Source organism: Kaustia mangrovi (assembly GCF_015482775.1).
Classification (GTDB): domain Bacteria; phylum Pseudomonadota; class Alphaproteobacteria; order Rhizobiales; family Im1; genus Kaustia; species Kaustia mangrovi.
Genome location: NZ_CP058214.1, coordinates 4,106,138 through 4,124,167, shown reverse-complemented (window position 1 = coordinate 4,124,167; position 18,030 = coordinate 4,106,138). Strand labels below are relative to the sequence as shown.

The 18,030-nt window shown below is 67.6% G+C and carries 17 protein-coding genes and 1 pseudogene; 13 read left to right on the top strand and 5 right to left on the bottom strand.

Annotation, left to right across the window (positions count from 1 at the left end):
• Nucleotides 1–148: 148 nt before the first annotated feature.
• From fabF to HW532_RS19530, 5 genes are all read right to left on the bottom strand, one after another.
• Nucleotides 149–1,414, bottom strand: a complete 1,266-nt coding sequence (fabF, locus tag HW532_RS19550) for a beta-ketoacyl-ACP synthase II (protein WP_213162066.1) — start codon at nucleotides 1,412–1,414, stop codon at nucleotides 149–151.
• Nucleotides 1,415–1,587: 173 nt separating this feature from the next.
• Nucleotides 1,588–1,824, bottom strand: coding sequence for an acyl carrier protein (locus HW532_RS19545; RefSeq protein WP_213162065.1), 237 nt, complete (start codon nucleotides 1,822–1,824; stop codon nucleotides 1,588–1,590).
• 234 nt (nucleotides 1,825–2,058) lie between these two features.
• On the bottom strand, nucleotides 2,059–2,796 hold the full coding sequence (gene fabG / locus HW532_RS19540; protein WP_213162064.1) for a 3-oxoacyl-[acyl-carrier-protein] reductase: 738 nt from the start codon (nucleotides 2,794–2,796) through the stop codon (nucleotides 2,059–2,061).
• Between the two features lie 48 nt (nucleotides 2,797–2,844).
• The gene (fabD, locus tag HW532_RS19535) at nucleotides 2,845–3,795 is read right to left on the bottom strand and encodes an ACP S-malonyltransferase (protein WP_213162063.1); all 951 of its coding nucleotides are present in this window, start codon (nucleotides 3,793–3,795) and stop codon (nucleotides 2,845–2,847) included.
• A gap of 108 nt (nucleotides 3,796–3,903) precedes the next feature.
• On the bottom strand, nucleotides 3,904–4,506 hold the full coding sequence (locus HW532_RS19530) for a TetR/AcrR family transcriptional regulator (RefSeq protein ID WP_213162062.1): 603 nt from the start codon (nucleotides 4,504–4,506) through the stop codon (nucleotides 3,904–3,906).
• 107 nt (nucleotides 4,507–4,613) lie between these two features.
• Between HW532_RS19530 and HW532_RS19525 the strand changes: the two genes are divergently transcribed.
• From HW532_RS19525 to radA, 13 genes and pseudogenes are all read left to right on the top strand, one after another.
• Nucleotides 4,614–5,354: an SDR family NAD(P)-dependent oxidoreductase gene (locus HW532_RS19525; protein WP_213162061.1), complete on the top strand. Its 741-nt coding sequence runs from the start codon at nucleotides 4,614–4,616 to the stop codon at nucleotides 5,352–5,354.
• The gene (locus tag HW532_RS19520; protein WP_213162060.1) at nucleotides 5,351–6,556 is read left to right on the top strand and encodes an MFS transporter; all 1,206 of its coding nucleotides are present in this window, start codon (nucleotides 5,351–5,353) and stop codon (nucleotides 6,554–6,556) included. The genes HW532_RS19525 and HW532_RS19520 overlap by 4 nt, the downstream gene beginning before the upstream one ends.
• Nucleotides 6,557–6,630: 74 nt before the next feature.
• Nucleotides 6,631–7,848 carry a threonine dehydratase gene (locus HW532_RS19515; protein ID WP_213162059.1) on the top strand — a complete coding sequence of 406 codons (1,218 nt, stop codon included), beginning with the start codon at nucleotides 6,631–6,633 and terminating at the stop codon, nucleotides 7,846–7,848.
• An 8-nt stretch (nucleotides 7,849–7,856) separates the two neighbouring features.
• Entirely contained in the window at nucleotides 7,857–8,339 is a 483-nt protein-coding gene (gene rpsF, locus HW532_RS19510) for a 30S ribosomal protein S6 (protein WP_213162058.1), read from the top strand.
• Nucleotides 8,339–8,584 carry a 30S ribosomal protein S18 gene (rpsR, locus tag HW532_RS19505; RefSeq protein ID WP_213162057.1) on the top strand — a complete coding sequence of 82 codons (246 nt, stop codon included), beginning with the start codon at nucleotides 8,339–8,341 and terminating at the stop codon, nucleotides 8,582–8,584. The genes rpsF and rpsR overlap by 1 nt, the downstream gene beginning before the upstream one ends.
• Before the next feature lie 117 nt (nucleotides 8,585–8,701).
• Nucleotides 8,702–9,712: a DUF2232 domain-containing protein gene (locus HW532_RS19500; RefSeq protein ID WP_213162056.1), complete on the top strand. Its 1,011-nt coding sequence runs from the start codon at nucleotides 8,702–8,704 to the stop codon at nucleotides 9,710–9,712.
• 50 nt (nucleotides 9,713–9,762) lie between these two features.
• Nucleotides 9,763–10,443 (top strand): 50S ribosomal protein L9, encoded by a 681-nt coding sequence (gene rplI / locus HW532_RS19495; protein WP_213162055.1) that lies wholly within the window; start codon nucleotides 9,763–9,765, stop codon nucleotides 10,441–10,443.
• A 203-nt stretch (nucleotides 10,444–10,646) separates the two neighbouring features.
• Nucleotides 10,647–11,903, top strand: a complete 1,257-nt coding sequence (locus HW532_RS19490) for a cyclopropane fatty acid synthase (protein WP_213162054.1) — start codon at nucleotides 10,647–10,649, stop codon at nucleotides 11,901–11,903.
• A 195-nt stretch (nucleotides 11,904–12,098) separates the two neighbouring features.
• Nucleotides 12,099–13,601, top strand: a complete 1,503-nt coding sequence (locus HW532_RS19485) for a replicative DNA helicase (protein ID WP_213162053.1) — start codon at nucleotides 12,099–12,101, stop codon at nucleotides 13,599–13,601.
• A gap of 12 nt (nucleotides 13,602–13,613) precedes the next feature.
• Complete coding sequence (gene alr / locus HW532_RS19480; RefSeq protein WP_246479320.1) at nucleotides 13,614–14,795, top strand: alanine racemase; 1,182 nt, start codon at nucleotides 13,614–13,616, stop codon at nucleotides 14,793–14,795.
• A gap of 17 nt (nucleotides 14,796–14,812) precedes the next feature.
• The gene (locus HW532_RS19475; protein WP_213162052.1) at nucleotides 14,813–15,586 is read left to right on the top strand and encodes an MlaE family ABC transporter permease; all 774 of its coding nucleotides are present in this window, start codon (nucleotides 14,813–14,815) and stop codon (nucleotides 15,584–15,586) included.
• Between the two features lie 8 nt (nucleotides 15,587–15,594).
• The gene (locus tag HW532_RS19470) at nucleotides 15,595–16,371 is read left to right on the top strand and encodes an ABC transporter ATP-binding protein (protein WP_213162051.1); all 777 of its coding nucleotides are present in this window, start codon (nucleotides 15,595–15,597) and stop codon (nucleotides 16,369–16,371) included.
• 104 nt (nucleotides 16,372–16,475) lie between these two features.
• Nucleotides 16,476–17,854: pseudogene (radA, locus tag HW532_RS19465) on the top strand (DNA repair protein RadA).
• The last annotated feature ends 176 nt before the right edge of the window (nucleotides 17,855–18,030 follow it).

Below are 18,030 nucleotides of genomic sequence, written 5' to 3'. Positions count from 1 at the left end.
GCGGTTTGGATCGTCGGCCCGGACTCCGTTCCCGGTTCAGGGCCGTGCGATCCAGCATACCCCGATCGCGCCCGGCTGGACACAGGACGCGGGCGCTCGGCCCCGCACTGCCCCGCCGCAGCACATGGCGGGACGTCCGCCCCGGGCTTCAGTGATCGAGGCGCCTGAAGATCAAAGACGCGTTGGTTCCACCAAAACCAAAGGAATTGGACAGAACTGTGTTGATCTCCATGGGGCGCGGGGTGCCGGGCACCAGATCGATCTCCGTCGTGACCGACGGATTGTCGAGATTGAGGGTGGGCGGCGCCATATTGTCGCGCATGGCGAGCAACGAGAAGATCGCCTCGACCGCGCCGGCCGCGCCGAGCAGATGGCCGACGGCCGATTTGGTGGACGACATGGTCAGCTCGCCGACCTTGTTGCCCATCAGCTTCTCCACCGCGCCGAGCTCGATCTCGTCGCCGAGCGGCGTGGAGGTGCCGTGCGCGTTGATATAGTCGATGTCGTGGGCGGAGATACCGGCCCGCTTGACGGCGGCCTGCATGGAGCGCAGCGCGCCGTCGCCGTCTTCCGACGGTGCGGTGATATGATAGGCGTCGCCGGACATGCCGTAGCCGATGACCTCGCCATAGATCTTGGCGCCGCGCGCCTTGGCGTGCTCGAGCTCCTCGAGCACCACGACGCCGGCACCCTCGCCCATCACGAAGCCGTCGCGGTCGCGGTCATAGGGCCGCGACGCCTTCTCCGGCTCGTCGTTGAAATGGGTGGAGAGCGCCTTGCAGGCCACGAAACCGGCGATGCCGAGCCGGGAGATGGCCGCTTCCGCACCACCCGCCAGCATCACCTCCGCATCGCCCAGCCCGATGAGGCGGGCCGCGTCGCCAATGGCGTGGGCGCCGGTCGAGCAGGCGGTCACGACCGAATGATTCGGACCGCGGAAACCGTACTGGATGGAGATCATGCCTGAGGCGAGGTTGATCAGCCGTCCGGGAATGAAGAACGGGCTCACACGGCGGGGCCCGCGCTCATGCAGGAGGACGGAGGTCTCCTCGATGCCCGGCAGGCCGCCGATCCCCGACCCCACGAGCACGCCGGTGCGGATCTGGTCCTCGTAGCGCTCCGGGCGCCAGCCGGAATCGTCGACCGCCTGGCGGGCCGCGGCGAGCGCGAAGACGATGAAGTCGTCGACCCGGCGCTGCTCCTTGGGGTCGACCCAATCGTCGGCCTTGAAGGTGGCGTCGCTGCCATCGCCGCGCGGCACCTCGCAGGCGATCTTGCAGGCAAGATCGTCCGTCTCGAATTTCCCGATGCGCCCGGCGCCGGAACGGCCCTCGAGCAGCCGGCTCCACGTCTCCTCGACACCGCACGCCAGCGGCGACACCATGCCAAGACCGGTTACGACGACCCTTCTCATATCTCTTATTCTACAATTTCCGTCCCGGATGTGGCCAGTGACCGCCGTGTCGACCGGGCCGACATGGCGGCAGTCCAGCTAACCGGCACGGCTTTCAACGAAGAGCGCCGCACCGTCCAATCTTTCTGTCGCGGAGACCGGCGGCGTACCCGCCGGCCCGCCGGATGCGACACTCAGCCGGAATTCTTCTCGATGAACTTCACGGCGTCGCCGACAGTCTGGATGGTTTCGGCCGCGTCGTCCGGAATCTCGATGCCGAACTCCTCCTCGAACGCCATGACCAGCTCGACGGTGTCGAGGCTGTCCGCGCCGAGGTCGTCGATGAAGCTCGCGTCCTCGGAAACCTTGTCGGCCTCGACACCGAGGTGCTCGACCACGATCTTCTTCACCCGTTCAGCAATATCACTCATGTTCTGGTCCTCAGTTCAAAGGCGACGCCGTGCGCGCCGGTCTCAATTAGCCTCTTTTACGGATCGACTGCGTGAAGTGAAGCCCCAACGGGCGAGGTCCACCAAAATTCCACGTCCCCTTCCGTGGTTCACTTCGCAAGCATTCGGGGCCAAGCCGCGGGCTTCGTATCACAGATTGCCGCGGATCACCAAGACCCAAGGCGCATGCCCCGCGAAAGCGTGCAAAACGGTACCTCAGATCATGGCCATGCCGCCATTGACGTGCAATGTCTGTCCCGTCATGTAGCCGGCCTCGTCGCTCGCCAGATAGACCGCCGCGGCGGCGATCTCGGAGGGTTCGCCAAGCCTGCTTGAGGGAATATTGCCGAGAATCGCCTCGCGCTGGCGGTCGTTGAGCGCCTCCGTCATCGGGGTGGCGATGAAGCCCGGCGCGATGCAGTTGACCGTGATGCCGCGGCTTGCGACCTCCTGGGCGAGCGACTTCGACATGCCGATCATCCCCGCCTTGGAGGCGGCATAGTTCGACTGGCCGGCATTGCCGGTCACGCCGACCACGGAGGTGATGCCCACAATGCGCCCGAAGCGGCGCTTCATCATGCCCTTGAGCGCGGCGCGCGCGAGCTGGAATCCGGCCGTCAGATTGACGTTGAGAACCTGGTCCCACTCCTCGTCCTTCATCCGCATGGCGAGGTTGTCGCGGGTGAGCCCGGCATTGTTGACCAGGATGTCGAGGCCGCCCATGGCCTCCTCGGCGAGCGGCACGAGCCCCTTGACCGCCTCGCGGTCGGCCAGGTTGCAGGCCAGGACATGGGTGCGGCTGCCGAGATCCGCCGCGAGCTCCTCGAGAACCGCCTCGCGGGTTCCCGACACGGCGACGGTCGCCCCGCGGGCATGGAGCGCGCGCGCGATCGCCGCGCCGATGCCGCCGGTCGCCCCGGTGACAAGTGCTGACTTCCCGGTCAGGTCGAACATTGCTGAACAGTCCCCTCGTGACACATTGTTGGTCGTCAAGACGCGCGACTAGCCGCGCATGGCCTCGGCGAATGCGCCGATATCCTCAGGCGCCCCCACATTGGCCGCCGTCGCCCCCGACGCGATGCGCTTGGCAAGCCCGGTGAGCACCTTGCCCGCGCCGATCTCGAAGAACCGGTCGACGCCGTTCTCCGCCATATAGGCCACCGACTCGCGCCAGCGCACAGCGCCCGTCACCTGCTCGCACAGCCGCATGCGAATCTCGTAGGGTTCGCCCAGCGCCGCGGCAGTGACATTGGCGACTAGCGGCACGGCGGGCGGTTTCATCGTGACCTGCTCCAGCGCGTCGGCCATGACCTCCGCCGCCGGCTTCATCAGGGCGCAGTGGAACGGTGCGCTCACCGGCAGCATGATCGCCCGGCGCGCGCCTTGCTCCTTGGCCAGCGACACCGCCCGCTCCACCGCCGGGGCGGAGCCGGAGACCACCACCTGCCCCGGCGCGTTGTCGTTGGCCACCTGGCAGACCTCCGCCTCGCCGGCCGCCTCGTCCGCGACCGCGCGGACCGCGTCGAGATCGAGCCCCAGGACCGCCGCCATGGCGCCCTGGCCGACCGGCACCGCCTCCTGCATGGCGCGCCCGCGCGTACGCAGGAGCCTTGCCGTGTCGGCGAGCGTGAAAGAGCCGGCCGCGGCCAGGGCCGAATACTCGCCCAGCGAGTGGCCGGCGACGAAGGCCACGTCGCGGGCCGGGTCGAGCCCCGCCTCGCTTTCCAGAACGCGCATCACCGCAAGGCTCACCGCCATCAGGGCGGGCTGGGCGTTCTCCGTCAGGGTGAGCGTCTCGTCGGGCCCGTCCCACATGATCTGCGACAGCTTCTCCGACAGCGCGTCGTCGACTTCCTCGAAGACGGCGCGCGCGGCGGGAAACGCTTCGGCGAGCTTCGCGCCCATGCCGACCTGCTGGCTGCCCTGTCCGGGAAAGGTCAATGCGACGGTCATCTCGTTCCTTCGGTTGCGAGCGATGGGCTGGCGCCCTTTCTGTACGGATGGAGCGCAGCAACCACGGCTTGGCGGAACTGTCAAGCAAGGAGGGCACGGAACGGGGCGTCAGGAGACGAGGCTGTCCCATGCCGCCATGGCGCAGTCGACAACCGCAAGCAGCGTCTTGCGGGAGGCGCCGTCGCGCGCCTCGATGGACATGCCGTGCTGGACGGTGGCGAAATAGGCGGCGACGGCATGGCAGTCGGTCCCCTGCGGCAGCTCGCCCTCGGCGACCGCACGCTCCAGGCGACGCTCCAGTATGGCGACATTCTCCATGCGCCGCGCCTTCAACTCGTCGCAGACGGCCGGGTTCGCGCCCTCCATCTGCGGCGCGGCGAGCACGATCATGCAACCGCGCGGCGTCGGTCCACGCGTATAGGCCTCCGCCGAGGCGCGCAGCATGCCGGCGATGGCCTCGCGCGCGGTGGGTGCGGTGGGAACCTTGTCCCAGATGCCACCGCCCTGGGTCTGCGCATAGTAGTCGACCGCCTCCCTGAAGAGCTGCTCCTTGCTGCCGAAGGCCGCATAGAGGCTCGGCGGCTTGAGCCCCATGGCCTCGGTAAGCTCCGCCATGGAGGCATTCTCGAAGCCCCTCATCCAGAACACGTCCATCGCCCGGCGCAGCGCGTCCTGCCTGTCGAAACTGCGCGGTCGTCCTCGGGCAGCCATCCCGAACTCCTTTTATGTATCGATCCATACATAAAACGGTTGACAGCGCCCCGCAAGCCCGTCAGTTATTTTATATCGTTCACTACAAAATACGGAGACAGGCACTCATGACATCCCTGAACGGAAAGGTCGCACTGGTCACCGGCGGCAGCCGCGGGATCGGCGCGGCGATTGCCCGGAGGCTGGCGGACGACGGGGCCCGCGTGGCGATCACCTACGCCACCTCCAAGGACAAGGCGGCCGCCGTCGTCGCCGAGATCGAGGCGGCCGGCGGCGAGGCCATGGCAATCCAGGCCGACAACCGGGACGGCGACGCCGTCGTGGCCGCAGTCGAGACCGCGGTCTCCGCCTTCGGCCGGCTGGACATTCTCGTCAACAATGCCGGCATCTTCGACATCGGGCCGATCGGCGAGCTGACGCTTGAGGATTTCGACCGCACGATGGATGTGAATGTGCGCGCGGTCTTCGCCGCCGTGTCGGCGGCGGCCCGGCATCTGCCGGAGGGTGGCCGGATCGTCTCCATCGGCAGCAATCTGGCCGGACGCGTGCCCTGGCCCACCATCAGCCTCTATTCGCTCAGCAAGGCGGCGCTCGTCGGGTTCACCAAGGGCGTGGCACGCGATCTCGGCCCCCGCAACATCACGGTGAACATCGTCCATCCGGGCTCGACCGATACCGACATGAACCCGGCGGATGGCGAGCTGTCCGACACGCAGCGAGGCCTGATGGCCATACCGCGCTACAACGAGGCGGGCGACGTGGCCGGGCTCGTCGCATGGCTTGCCGGGCCGGACGGGCGCTCGGTGACCGGCGCGGAGTTCACCATCGACGGCGGCGCCAACGCATGAGCCGCACCGTCCTGTCCAGAGCGGCGGGCGGCGCAGCCCGGATCGGGGACGGGCGTCTCATGGTGCCGGGCCTCGCCCTTGCCACGGGGGCCGTGGTGACGACGGAGTTCGTCGTCGTCGGCCTCCTGCCCGTTTTGGCGGACGACCTCGACATCACGCTCGACCGGGCGGGCTGGCTGGTCTCCGGCTTCGCCCTGTCGGCGGCCGTCGCCGGTCCGGCGGTGACACTCGCCGCCGCCCGGTGGCGGCCCCGCCCCGTCCTTGTCCTCAGCCTTGTGGCCTTCGGTCTCGCCAATCTGGCCGCAGCACTCCTGCCCGTCTACGGGGTGCTGATGGGCGCACGCATGATCCAGGGCGCCATCCTGACGCATTTCGTCAGCCTGGCGAGCGCCTTGGCGGCGTCCAGAGCGGGGCCCCGCAATGCCGGCCGGGCCATCGGGCAGGTGAATATGGGCGCGGTCATGGCCATCGTGATCGCGGTGCCGGCCGGCGCAGCCTTCGCCGACCTCTTCGGCTGGCGGGCGGTGCTGGCGGGCCTCGGTGCGGCGACGCTGGCAAGCGCGGGGCTCGTGCGCGCCACCACGCCGCCATCCACATCACCCGACCAGCCCCCGCCCTGGCGGCAGGCGAGGATCCTGCTCGGGCTCCCCTTCCTCCTGCATCTCGCCCTGTCGGCCTGCCTGTTCACGGCCATGTTCGCCAGCTATTCCTACATCGCCGCCTTCCTGAAGGAGGTTGCCGGCCTGTCGGGGCCCGAAGCGGCACTCGCATTGCTCGGCTTCGGCCTTGCCGGCATCGCGGGCAACTGGCTCGCCTCGCGACTGGTCGACCGGGACGCAACCGCGCTGACCACGCTGGTCGCCCTCCTGCTCGTGGCGGCCGTCTCCGCACTCCCGCTCGCCGTCGGCGACATGGCGAGCGTCCTCGCCCTCCTCGGCCTGTGGGGCGCGGCGCATACGGCGGCCTTCGTCTCCTGCCAGGTCCGCGTCATGTTCGCGGGCGCCGAGGCGCCGGCCTTCGCGGCGTCGCTCAACATCGCCGTGTGCAATCTCGGCATCGCTGCCGGGGCGGCTCTCGGCGGCTGGATCATCCAGAGCTTCGGTCTGGAGGCGATCGCCCTCGGATCGGCCGCCACGGGGCTCGCGGCCGTCGCCATCGGACTTGTGCTGCACACGCTCCAGCGCGGCAGCGACGCCGGTTGACCTTGCCGCACCGGCCTTCCACAGTGCTCCGTCACGCCCGGTCAGGTCTCAATGAACAAGCGGAGCTACCCCCCATGTTCACCGCGGAGGAATTCGAGGAGGCGCGCGGCATCGTCCGTGAGGCGATGCTGCCCACGCCGCAATATGTCTGGCCCCTCCTCAGGGACGAGTTCGGCGCGGAGGTGTGGGTGAAGCACGAGAACCACACGCCCATCGGAGCCTTCAAGGTGCGCGGCGGGCTTGTGCATATGCGCCGGCGGCGCGAGCGCGGCGAGACGAATGGCGTGATCTCCGCCACGCGCGGCAATCACGGCCAGAGCCTGCCCTTCGCCGGCGCGCGCGAGGGCATTCCCGTGACCATCGTCGTGCCGCATGGCAACAGCGTGGAGAAGAACGCCGCCATGCGTGCGCTCGGCGCGGAGCTCATCGAGGAGGGCAGCGATTTCGACGAGGCCAAGGCGGCGGCGGAGCGCATCGCCGGCGAGCGCGGCCTCGACATGGTGCCCTCCTTCCACCGCGAGCTCGTGCTCGGCGTCTCCACCTATGCCCGCGAGCTGTTCGATGCCGCGGGCGCGCTCGACACGGTCTATGTGCCGATCGGGCTCGGCTCGGGGATCTGCGGCACCATCGCCATGCGCGACATGCTGGGGCTCGCCACCAGCATCGTCGGCGTCGTCGCGGAGGGCGCGCCGGGCTACGCCCTCTCCTTCGCGGACGGCCGCGTCGTGGGATCCGACAGCGTCGACACCTTCGCCGACGGCATCGCCGTGCGGGTTCCCGACCCCGACGCGCTGGAGATCGTCAGGAAGGGCGCAGACCGCATCGTCACGGTCAGCGACGACGATATCGCGGACGCCATCCGGCTCTATTACCGCACGACGCACAATCTGGCCGAAGGGGCCGGCGCAGCCGCCCTTGCGGGCCTCGTCAAGGAGCGAAGGGTCATGGCGTCCAAGCGCGTCGGCATCATCCTCTCCGGGGGAATATCGACATGGGGCTGTTCCGCAAGGTCCTCCAGGGCGGGGATTGACCGGCCCGGCCCGCAAGCCCGACACTTGCAAAAGCTGCGGCAATGTGTATATCACCGCGCCTGTGAACAGCTCCGGTTGGAGGCTGAACGGAAGGCCGTTGGCGGACGGGATACCCCGTGCGCCTGCGGCAGGGTCTTCCCCGGAAGATCCGGCTTCCGGTGTCTCCGCTCTTTTGAGGAACCGCATTTGGGCCTTTCCGCGAGGGCTCGAACGAGGCTCTGCGCCGGGGCACCGACATTAATTCGCGAAGGAAAGGCTTAAGGCAACTCATGCCGTACTACGAACATGTCTTCATGGTTCGTCAGGACGCCTCCAACAGCCAGGTGGAGGGCCTGACCGACCAGTTCAAGTCGGTTCTCGAAGGAAATGGCGGCAAGATCGCCAAGACGGAGTACTGGGGCATCAAGCCGCTCTCCTACAAGATCCGCAAGAACCGCAAGGCGCACTACACGCTCCTCAATATCGAGGCTCAGCCTGCCGCCATCGCCGAGATGGAGCGGCAGATGAAGATCAACGAGGACGTCATCCGCTTCCTCACCCTCAGGGTCGACGAGCTGGAGGAAGGCCCGTCCGCCATGATGCGCGCCCGTTCCGGCCGCGACCGCGACGACCGCCGCGGCCCGCGCGGCGATCGTGGAGACCGGGGCGATCGTGGAGACCGGGGCGACCGCGGCCATCGCGGCCCCCGCGACGGTGACGCCAGGTCCGAAGGCGGCTCGCGCAGCCGTGCCCAGTCCGAGGAGAAGGCATAATGGCTATTCCGCAGGTTCCCGTCCGCCGCCCGTTCTTCCGCCGTCGCAAGACGTGCCCGTTCTCCAGCGCCAACGCGCCGCGCATCGACCACAAGGATGTCCGGCTGCTGCAGCGCTTCGTGTCCGAGCGCGGCAAGATCGTGCCGAGCCGCATCACCGCGGTGTCGGCGAAGAAGCAGCGTGAGCTGGCGCGCGCCATCAAGCGCGCCCGGTTCCTGGGCCTTCTGCCCTATCAGGTCAAGTAACCGGTCCGCCGGTTCTCGAGCGCGGCCCGGGCCTTCCGGGTACCGGGCCGCAGCAATTCAGGTTGGGGTGGCCCTTCGGGGCTCAGCCTCTAACCGCCAGGGAGCGGGACAGCCACGATGAGACAGTTTCTGCTGATCGGCATTGGCGCGGGCCTCGCGGCCGCGGCGCTCTATTCCACCGTCATCACCTATTCCCTGGTCTCGGTGCTGTTGTTCTATCTGGCGCCGCTTCCCCTGTTCATCGCGGGGCTCGGCTGGGGTGCGGTGACGGCAGGCATCGGCGCGCTGACAGGCACCGGCGCGCTCGCCATCCTGGCGGATTACCGCATCGGCCTCCTCTTTCTCCTGAGCGCCGGCGTCGCGCCGGTCGCGCTGAGCCATCTCGCCCTTCTGTCACGCCCCGCCGCCGGTGGGGAGACGGACACCGATGGCAATGACGGTACCGGTACCGGCGCGCGCGAATGGTATCCGGAGGGCCGCCTCGTCCTGTGGGCCGCCACGCTCGCCGGCGTGCTGGTGAGCTTCAGCATCTTCCTTGTCGGGACCGGCGCGGAGAGCTTCTACCGGGCCCTGCGCGAGATCATCACCGAGATCATGAAGGCCCAGCCGGCCTTCCAGGGCGAGATCACGGCCGGCAGCGATGCGGAGGTCGAGGCCGCCATCACGCTTCTGGTGCACATGATCCCGCCCGCCTCCGCCGTGCTCTGGCTGGTGGCGACGCTCGCAAATCTCTGGCTTGCGACGCGGGTCCTCAAGATGTCGGGGCGCGAACCGCGGCCCTGGGCGCCCTTCAGCGCGCTCGACTTCCCGCCCCAGGCGACCATCGCGCTCGGTCTCGTCATCGTGCTCGCCCTGCTCACCACGGGCACGCTGGCGCTCATCAGCGGCATCTTCGCCGCTGTCGCGATCACGGTCTTCGCCATATTGGGGCTCGCCGTCGTCCACGCGCTGACGCAAGGCTCCGGCGCGCGCCCGGCGCTGCTCGCCGGGCTCTATGCCATCGTCCTGCTGTTCAACTGGATCGCGGTCATCGCGCTTGCCGGGCTCGGCCTTGCCGAAGCCGCCTTCGGCGTACGCAACCGGTGGGCCGGATGGACCGGCGGCGCCGGGCCGGGCGGGACGACATGACCCTTCGACACGACAATCTGAGACTTTGACTTCCAAGGAGACACTGAATCATGGACATCATCCTGCTGGAACGGATCGAGAAACTCGGTCACATGGGCGACGAGGTCCGCGTCAAGGACGGCTTTGCCCGCAACTACCTGCTGCCCCAGGGCAAGGCCCTGCGCTCCACCAAGGCGAACCGCGAGAAGTTCGAGCGCGAGCGCGAGGCGCTCGAGATCCGCAATGCCGAGCGCAAGAGCGCCGCTGAACAGCAGGCCGAGAAGATCAACGGGCAGAGCTTCGTGGCGATCCGCCAGGCCGGCGAGTCGGGCCAGCTCTACGGCTCCGTTTCCACGCGCGACATTGCCGAGACGGTGACTGCGGCCGGCGGCGAACTGCATCGCAACCAGGTGGTGCTCGACCACCCGATCAAGAGCATCGGCCTCTACGAGGTGCGCCTCCTCCTGCACCCGGAAGTCGATGTCACCATCACCCTCAATGTGGCACGCACGGCCGACGAGGCCGACGCCCAGGCCCGCGGCGAGGACATGACCATTCCGGCCGACGAGCGCGAGGCGGCCCTTGCAGAGGCCGAGGCCCTCGCCGAGGCTGAGGAGCTGTTCGAGACCGAGGAGCTCGCCCACGAGGCTGAGGAGGAGCTTCAGGAGACGCTTGCCGAAGTCGCCGAGGACGCCGGCGAGGCCGGCAACGAGGCGGACGCCGAAGACGGCACCGACGACACGAAGGCCTGACGACCGGCCGCACCGCACCACGGTGCGGACGCGGCGCGGCGGCGGATATTGCGAATGGCAGGGGCGGCGCGACCATCGCGCCGCCCTTTCTGTGTGACGGTGCCATGATACAAATATGTCGCAGCATGGTTTGACAAAGCGCGTTCCGTCACAAAAACTAGCAACGAACCCTACCAAAGACAGTGAACGCGAGGGTGCGGTACGTGTTCGCGATCCTCAATCGAGTTTTAAAACTCATCGTAAAAACCGGCAGTCTCACGCTCATCGACGTCGATGGCGGGCGCCATCAATATGGCGACGGGACGGGCACGCCGGTCACGGCGCGAATCACCGACCGCTCCGTCTACTGGAAACTGGTGGTGAATTCGAACTTCCATCTCGGCGAAGCCTACATGGATGGCGGCTTCGTCATGGAGGACGGCTCGATCTACGACTTCCTCGAGCTGTGCCTGTCGAACATGGAGCGCCATCCGGCCCCGGAATGGATCAACATTCCGGGCGCGCTGCGCTATGTGACGCGGCGCCTCCAGCAGTTCAATCCCAAGGGCCGGTCGAAGCGCAACGTCGCCCATCACTATGACCTCGACGGCGGCCTCTACGACCTGTTCCTCGACCGGGACAGGCAATATTCCTGCGCCTATTTCGAGGCGCCCGACATGTCGCTCGATGCCGCACAGCTTGCCAAGAAGCGCCATCTGGCGGCGAAATTGGCCCTCAAGCCCGGCCAGCGCGTGCTCGATATCGGGTCCGGCTGGGGCGGGCTCGGGCTTTATCTCGCCAAGACCGCCGATGTCGAGGTCGTCGGCGTCACCCTGTCGGAGGAGCAGTACAAGCTGTCCAACGAGCGCGCCCGCGAGGCCGGGTTGTCCGACCGCGTGGACTTCCGGCTCGCCGACTACCGTTCCCTGAAGGAAAACTTCGACCGGATCGTGTCGGTCGGCATGTTCGAGCATGTCGGCGTGGGGCACTACCGGACCTTCTTCAACACGGCAAGGCGGCTTCTGGCCGACGACGGCGTCGCGGTCGTCCATTCCATCGGACGCTCCGACGGCCCCGGCACGACCAATCCCTGGATCGCCAAGTACATCTTCCCCGGCGGCTACATTCCGGCGCTGTCGGAGGTCGTGCCGGTGATCGAGCGGACGGGCCTCTATGTGACGGATGTGGAGATCCTGCGCCTGCACTATGCGGAGACGCTGCGCAACTGGCGCCGGCGCTTCCTCGACAATCGCGAGCGCGCCAGGGAGATCTACGACGAGCGATTCTGCCGCATGTGGGAATTCTATCTTGCGGCCTCGGAGACCGCCTTCCGCTATCAGGGCATGAACAACTTCCAGATCCAGTTCGCCCGCAACCAGCACGCCCTGCCGATCACGCGAGACTATATGTGGCACGAGGAGGACAGGCTGCGCAGCCTCGACTCGGAGCGCAACCGTCCCAAATCGGTTCCCGCCGAGTAACCCATCGGCGGACATTTTCACGTATAATGCCGTTCCGAGTCGGTGCGGGGCCCGTGACGTGCCCGCCCATGAAAGTCAAGCCGCCGGGCAATAGTGCGTGTGTTTTGCACACAGGGCTGTGAATAGCGCGGAAAGTGGCGAGCAAACTGTGAATCGTGCAAGCGATACCGGCCGCGTGTCGGCTATGAAGGCATTATGGAAACCGCGACCCTGAAGACAATTGGCGGCGATCAGGCCGACACCGCCGAGGACTATCGCACCGCCCCGCACAATATCGAGGCGGAGCAAGCTCTTCTGGGCGCGATCCTGGTCAACAACGAGGCCTGCGACCGGGTGTCGGCCTTTCTCGTCCCGGAACACTTCTTCGAGCCCGTCCACGCGAATATCTACGAAGCCGCCTCCACGCTGATCCGCGCGGGCAAGCTCGCCGACCCGGTCACGCTCAACACCTATTTCGAGCGCAACGCCATGCTCTCCGAGATCGGCGGCGCGGCCTATCTCGCCCGGCTGGCGGCATCGGCCACCACGATCATCAATGCGGAAGCCTATGGCCGCACCATCTACGATCTGGCAATCAGGCGGCGGCTGATCGACATCGGCACCGATATCGTCAATGGCGCCTTCGACGCCCCGGTCGACCTTACCCCGCGCGACCTTATCGAGACCGCCGAACAGGGCCTCTACGAGCTCGCCGAGACGGGCAAATACGGTCAGGGCTTCCAGGCCTTCGGGCAGGCGCTGACCGAGGCCATCGACATGGCGGCCAACGCCTATGAGCGCGATGGCGGACTGTCGGGCATCTCCAGCGGCCTCACCGACCTCGACGGCCGGCTCGGCGGGCTGCAGGCCTCCGACCTGCTGATCCTCGCCGGCCGCCCCTCCATGGGCAAGACCGCGCTGGCCACCAATGTGGCCTATCAGGTGGCGCGCAACTACCGCACCGAGCAGCAGCCCGACGGATCGGAGAAGGCCGTCGACGGCGGCGTCGTCGCCTTCTTCTCCCTGGAGATGTCGGCCGAGCAGCTCGCGACGCGTATCATTTCCGAGCAGGCGGAGATCTCGTCCGAGCGCATCCGGCGCGGCAAGATCACCGAGGAAGAGTTCCACCGCCTCGTGGCCGTGAGCCAGGAGCTGCAGTCCCTGCCCTTCTATATCGACGACACGGGCGGCATCACCATCGCCCAGCTTGCCGCGCGCGCCCGCCGGCTGAAGCGCCAGCGCGGGCTCGGCCTCATGGTGGTCGACTATCTCCAGCTCCTGACCGGCTCCTCGCGCCGGTCCTCGGAGGGACGCGTGCAGGAGGTCTCGGAGATCACCACCGGCCTCAAGGCCCTGGCCAAGGAGCTGAACGTGCCGATCCTCGCGCTCTCCCAGCTCTCCCGCCAGGTCGAGCAGCGCGACGACAAGAGGCCGCAGCTCGCCGACCTTCGCGAATCCGGCTCCATCGAGCAGGATGCCGACGTGGTGATGTTCATCTTCCGCGAGGAATACTATCTCCAGCGCCGCCAGCCGCGCGAGAACACGCCGGAATTCTTCGAATGGCAGGAGCAGATGGAGAAGGTCACCGGCATCGCCGAAGTCATCATCGGCAAGCAGCGGCACGGTCCGACCGGGACGGTTCCTTTGCAGTTCGACGCAAATTTGACCAAGTTCCAGAATCTGATACGCGACGACTACCTTCCCGAACAATTCGATTAAGACATTTGGACCATGATGGAGCAGAATTTGCCATCCCTGTCGGGGGTCGACTGGTCGCCTGACGCGCCGCCCCCGACCGTGACACCGGCCGTCCTCACGGTCGATCTCATGGCACTGCAGGAGAACTACCGCACGCTGAGGAAGATGGCCGCGCCCGCGGAATGCGCCGGCGTGGTGAAGGGCGACGCCTATGGCACGGGGCTTGCCCCCGCAGCACGCGCCCTGTGGGCCGCCGGCTGCCGGGTATTCTTCGTGGCCGTGCCGGCGGAGGGCCATACCCTGCGCCTGACGCTGCCGGAGGCGGTGATCTACGTTCTGGGCGGTCTGCTGCCGGGCGCGGCGCGCGACTATGCGGCGCTCGATCTGCGCCCGGTGCTCGGCTCGCCGGAGGAGATCGCGGAATGGGCCGCGCTGTGCCGCGAGGAGGGGCGCCATCTGCCCGCCGCGCTCCATGTCGACACCGGCATCAACCGTCTGGGCCTGACGCCGAAGCAGGTCGAGTGGCTGACCGCCAATCCCCGCGATCTGGGCGACATGCGCGTGAGCCTGATCGTCAGCCACCTGGCCTGTGCGGACGAGCCCAACAACGAGATGAACCGGATCCAGACGGAAACGTTCGATACGCTGCGCAACCTCCTGCCGCCAGCGCCCGCGAGCATCGCCAACTCCCCCGGCACGCTCAACGGGCCGGCCTATCACTACGATCTGGTCCGCCCCGGCATCGCGCTCTATGGCGGTAATCCGTTCGCCGGACGCGCCAACCCGATGAAGCCCGTCACCTATCTCTACGGCACGATCCTGCAGGTCCGCTCGATCCCGTGCGGCGCGAGCGTGGGCTATGGCGCGACATGGCGGGCCAGGCGCGATTCGCGCATCGCCGTCATCGGCGCCGGCTACCGCGACGGCTATTTCCGGTCGCTCAGCGGTCGCTCCGACAGGAGCGAGGAACACACCCAGGTCTATATCGCCGGCCAGTTCGCCCCCGTGGTCGGGCGTGTCTCCATGGACATGATTACGGTGGACATCACGGACCTGCCGGGCGATACCGTGCGCCGTGGTACAAAGGCGGAGCTGATCGGCAACCATGTGACGGTCGACGACGTCGCGCGCTGGGCCGGCACGATCCCGTATGAAGTTCTCACGAGCTTGGGTTCGCGCTACGCTCGACTATACTCCGCCTACGAAGAGAACTGACGAAAGGGCCGTCTCCCTTGAATCCTCTCGCAAGCCTCGGACGGGTCACGCTCGACCTCTGCACGGAAGTGGGCCGGCTGAGCCTGTTCGTGAAGGACGCGCTGATCCATATGGTCTCGCCGCCCTTCCATCTGCGCCAGATCTTCGAGCAGGTGCTGAGGATCGGGTACAACTCGCTCCCCGTCGTCGGCCTCACCGCCTTCTTCACCGGCGGTGTGCTGGCGCTGCAGATCTGGATCGGCGGCACGCGCTTCAATGCGGAGAGCATCGTCGCCTCGATCGTCGCGCTCGGCATCACCCGCGAGCTCGGCCCCGTGATCGCGAGCCTGATGGTCGCCGGCCGCGTCTCCGCCGCAATCGCCGCGGAGGTCGGCACCATGCGGGTGACCGAGCAGATCGACGCGCTCGTCACGCTGTCCACCAATCCGTTCAAGTATCTGATCGCCCCGCGCATCCTGGCCGCGATCATCTGCCTGCCGCTGCTGGTCGCCATCGCAGACACGATCGGCATCATGGGCGGCTATGTGGTGGGCACGGAGACGCTGGGCTTCAACTCGTCCGTCTACATCAAGAACACGGTCGACTTCCTGGAGCTGCGCGACATCGTCTCAGGCCTCGTCAAGTCCGCGGTCTTCGGCTTCATCATCGCGCTCATGGGTTGCTATCACGGCTATTACAGCCGCGGCGGCGCACAGGGCGTGGGCAAGGCGACGACCAATGCCGTCGTCTCCGCCTCGATCCTCATTCTCGCGGCCAACTACGTGCTGACCTCGCTCCTGTTCACCGACTAGGGCACCCCATGGCGCAAGATCCCCACATTTCCCTGAAAGGGGTGCACAAGAGCTTCGGCCGGAAGGTCGTGCTCGACGGCATCGACCTCTCCGTCGACCGCGGCAGCTCGCTGGTGGTGATCGGCGGGTCGGGCAGCGGCAAGTCGGTCATGCTCAAATGCATCATCGGCCTCCTGCGCGCCGACAGCGGCACCATCGAGGTGGACGGCACCGAGACCATCGGCATGCGCGGCAAGGCGCGCGACCGGATGCTCTCCAGATTCGGCATGCTGTTCCAGGGCGCGGCCCTGTTCGACAGCCTCACCGTCTGGGAGAATGTCGCCTTCGGCCTCATCCAGGGCAAGGGCATGGCGCGCAAGGCCGCGCGCGACGTGGCCATCGACAAGCTCGCCCAGGTCGGGCTCGGCAGCGAGGTGGCGAGCCTCTCGCCGGCGGAGCTCTCCGGCGGCATGCAGAAGCGCGTGGCGCTCGCCCGCGCCATCGCGTCGGACCCGGAGATCATCTTCTTCGACGAGCCGACCACCGGCCTCGATCCGATCATGGCCGACGTGATCAACGAGCTGATCGTCGACTGCGTGAAGCGCCTCGGCGCGACGGCGGTGTCGATCACCCACGACATGGCGTCGGCCCGCAAAATCGCCGACCATATCGCCATGATCTACAAGGGCCGCATCATCTGGCAGGGTGCCGCCGGCGAGATCGACGAGAGCGGCAACGACTATGTCGACCAGTTCATCCACGGCCGGGCGGAAGGGCCGATCCAGATGGAAGTCCTGAAGCCTTGACCGGCCGCGGGCCCCACCGGTCCTCGCCCGGCGCGGCGGCACCGGGAGGGCGATGGGGTGTAGGATTGCCCCTGCACGGCGACACATCCTGTTCGAGATAACCCATGGCGCGGCCTCAAACGACATATGTCTGCCAGTCCTGCGGCGCGGTCGCGGCCAAATGGGCCGGACGGTGCGACAGTTGCGGGGCCTGGAACTCCATGGTGGAGGAGGCGCCGGACGCGCCTCTGCCCGGCCCCGGCCGGTCCAGCCACCCGAAGGGCAAGGCCGCACGCCTCGTCGGGCTGAAGGGCACGGGCGAGGCGCCGCCGCGGCTGGCCTGCGGCATCGCCGAGCTCGACCGCGTGGCCGGCGGCGGCCTCGTTCCGGGATCGGCGGTGCTGGTCGGCGGCGACCCGGGCATCGGCAAATCCACCCTCATCCTCCAGGCGCTCGCCCGGCTCGCGGAGGCCGGCGAGCGGGTGGTCTATGTCTCCGGCGAGGAGGCCATCGCCCAGGTGCAGCTGCGCGCGGCCCGGCTCGGCCTCGCCGACGCGCCGGTCCTGCTGGCGGCGGAGACCAATCTCAGCGACGTTCTGGCCACGCTCGGCGAGGGCCAGCCCCCCTCCGTCATCGCCGTCGATTCGGTGCAGACGCTCTGGTCGCCGGCCATCGAATCGGCGCCCGGCACCGTCTCCCAGCTGCGCGCGGGCACGGAGGCGCTGGTGCGCTTCGCCAAGACCAAGGGGGCGACCGTCCTGCTCGTCGGCCATGTCACCAAGGAGGGCCAGATCGCGGGCCCGAAGCTCATCGAGCACATGGTCGACACCGTGCTCTATTTCGAGGGCGACCGGGGCCACCAGTACCGCATCCTGCGCGCGGTGAAGAACCGCTTCGGGCCGACCGACGAGATCGGCGTGTTCGAGATGTCCGATGCCGGGCTGAGGGAGGTCGACAATCCTTCCAGGCTGTTCATCGGCGAGCGCGAGGAGGGAGCCGCGGGCTCCGCCGTCTTCGCCGGGATCGAGGGTACGCGGCCGGTTCTCGTGGAGGTTCAGGCGCTCGTCTCGCCCTCCTCCCTCGGTACGCCGCGCCGTGCCGTCGTCGGCTGGGACACGAGCCGGCTCGCCATGGTGCTCGCCGTGCTGGAGGCTCATTGCGGGCTCTCCATGGCGGGCCAGGACGTCTATCTCAATATTGCGGGGGCCTGCGCATCCGCGAACCGGCCGCGGACCTCGCCGTCGCGGCGGCCCTCCTGTCGTCCTTCACCGGCGTGCCGCTGCCGGTGCGCTCCGTCTTCTTCGGCGAGGTCAGCCTGTCGGGCTCGCTGAGGCCGGTCGCGCAAGCCGAGGCGCGCCTCAAGGAGGCTGCCAAGCTCGGCTTCGAGACCGCCGTCGTCCCCGCCGCTGCCGGCGACGCCGCCGCGGGCGCCATGGCGGAGGTTCACGCCCTTGCAAGCCTCACCGCGCTCACCGACTGGGTGCGCGCCCAGCACCATGGCTGACAGGCGGGGCCCGTTCCCGTCATCTTGCCGAAGCGATTTTCGGGGCTCAATGATCGGTGGAGCCGGTAACTCTAAATATACCCGCCGGCCCGCAAGTATGTGACACACCGCGCAAAGGGACTTATAGTCCGGCCTCGCGTGCATGTTTTTTTCGACTGGCTTGAACGGAGCGCCCT

Bases quoted from the DNA above. Each gene is read 5' to 3' on its own strand.
- alr (WP_246479320.1), top strand. From the start codon at position 13,614: ATGATGGAGCAGAATTTGCCATCCCTGTCGGGGGTCGACTGGTCGCCT.
- HW532_RS19520 (WP_213162060.1), top strand. From the start codon at position 5,351: ATGAGCCGCACCGTCCTGTCCAGAGCGGCGGGCGGCGCAGCCCGGATC.
- fabF (WP_213162066.1), bottom strand. From the start codon at position 1,414: ATGAGAAGGGTCGTCGTAACCGGTCTTGGCATGGTGTCGCCGCTGGCG.
- HW532_RS19525 (WP_213162061.1), top strand. From the start codon at position 4,614: ATGACATCCCTGAACGGAAAGGTCGCACTGGTCACCGGCGGCAGCCGC.
- rplI (WP_213162055.1), top strand. From the start codon at position 9,763: ATGGACATCATCCTGCTGGAACGGATCGAGAAACTCGGTCACATGGGC.
- HW532_RS19545 (WP_213162065.1), bottom strand. From the start codon at position 1,824: ATGAGTGATATTGCTGAACGGGTGAAGAAGATCGTGGTCGAGCACCTC.
- HW532_RS19515 (WP_213162059.1), top strand. From the start codon at position 6,631: ATGTTCACCGCGGAGGAATTCGAGGAGGCGCGCGGCATCGTCCGTGAG.
- fabD (WP_213162063.1), bottom strand. From the start codon at position 3,795: ATGACCGTCGCATTGACCTTTCCCGGACAGGGCAGCCAGCAGGTCGGC.
- rpsF (WP_213162058.1), top strand. From the start codon at position 7,857: ATGCCGTACTACGAACATGTCTTCATGGTTCGTCAGGACGCCTCCAAC.
- HW532_RS19470 (WP_213162051.1), top strand. From the start codon at position 15,595: ATGGCGCAAGATCCCCACATTTCCCTGAAAGGGGTGCACAAGAGCTTC.
- fabG (WP_213162064.1), bottom strand. From the start codon at position 2,796: ATGTTCGACCTGACCGGGAAGTCAGCACTTGTCACCGGGGCGACCGGC.
- HW532_RS19485 (WP_213162053.1), top strand. From the start codon at position 12,099: ATGGAAACCGCGACCCTGAAGACAATTGGCGGCGATCAGGCCGACACC.
- rpsR (WP_213162057.1), top strand. From the start codon at position 8,339: ATGGCTATTCCGCAGGTTCCCGTCCGCCGCCCGTTCTTCCGCCGTCGC.
- HW532_RS19530 (WP_213162062.1), bottom strand. From the start codon at position 4,506: ATGGCTGCCCGAGGACGACCGCGCAGTTTCGACAGGCAGGACGCGCTG.
- HW532_RS19500 (WP_213162056.1), top strand. From the start codon at position 8,702: ATGAGACAGTTTCTGCTGATCGGCATTGGCGCGGGCCTCGCGGCCGCG.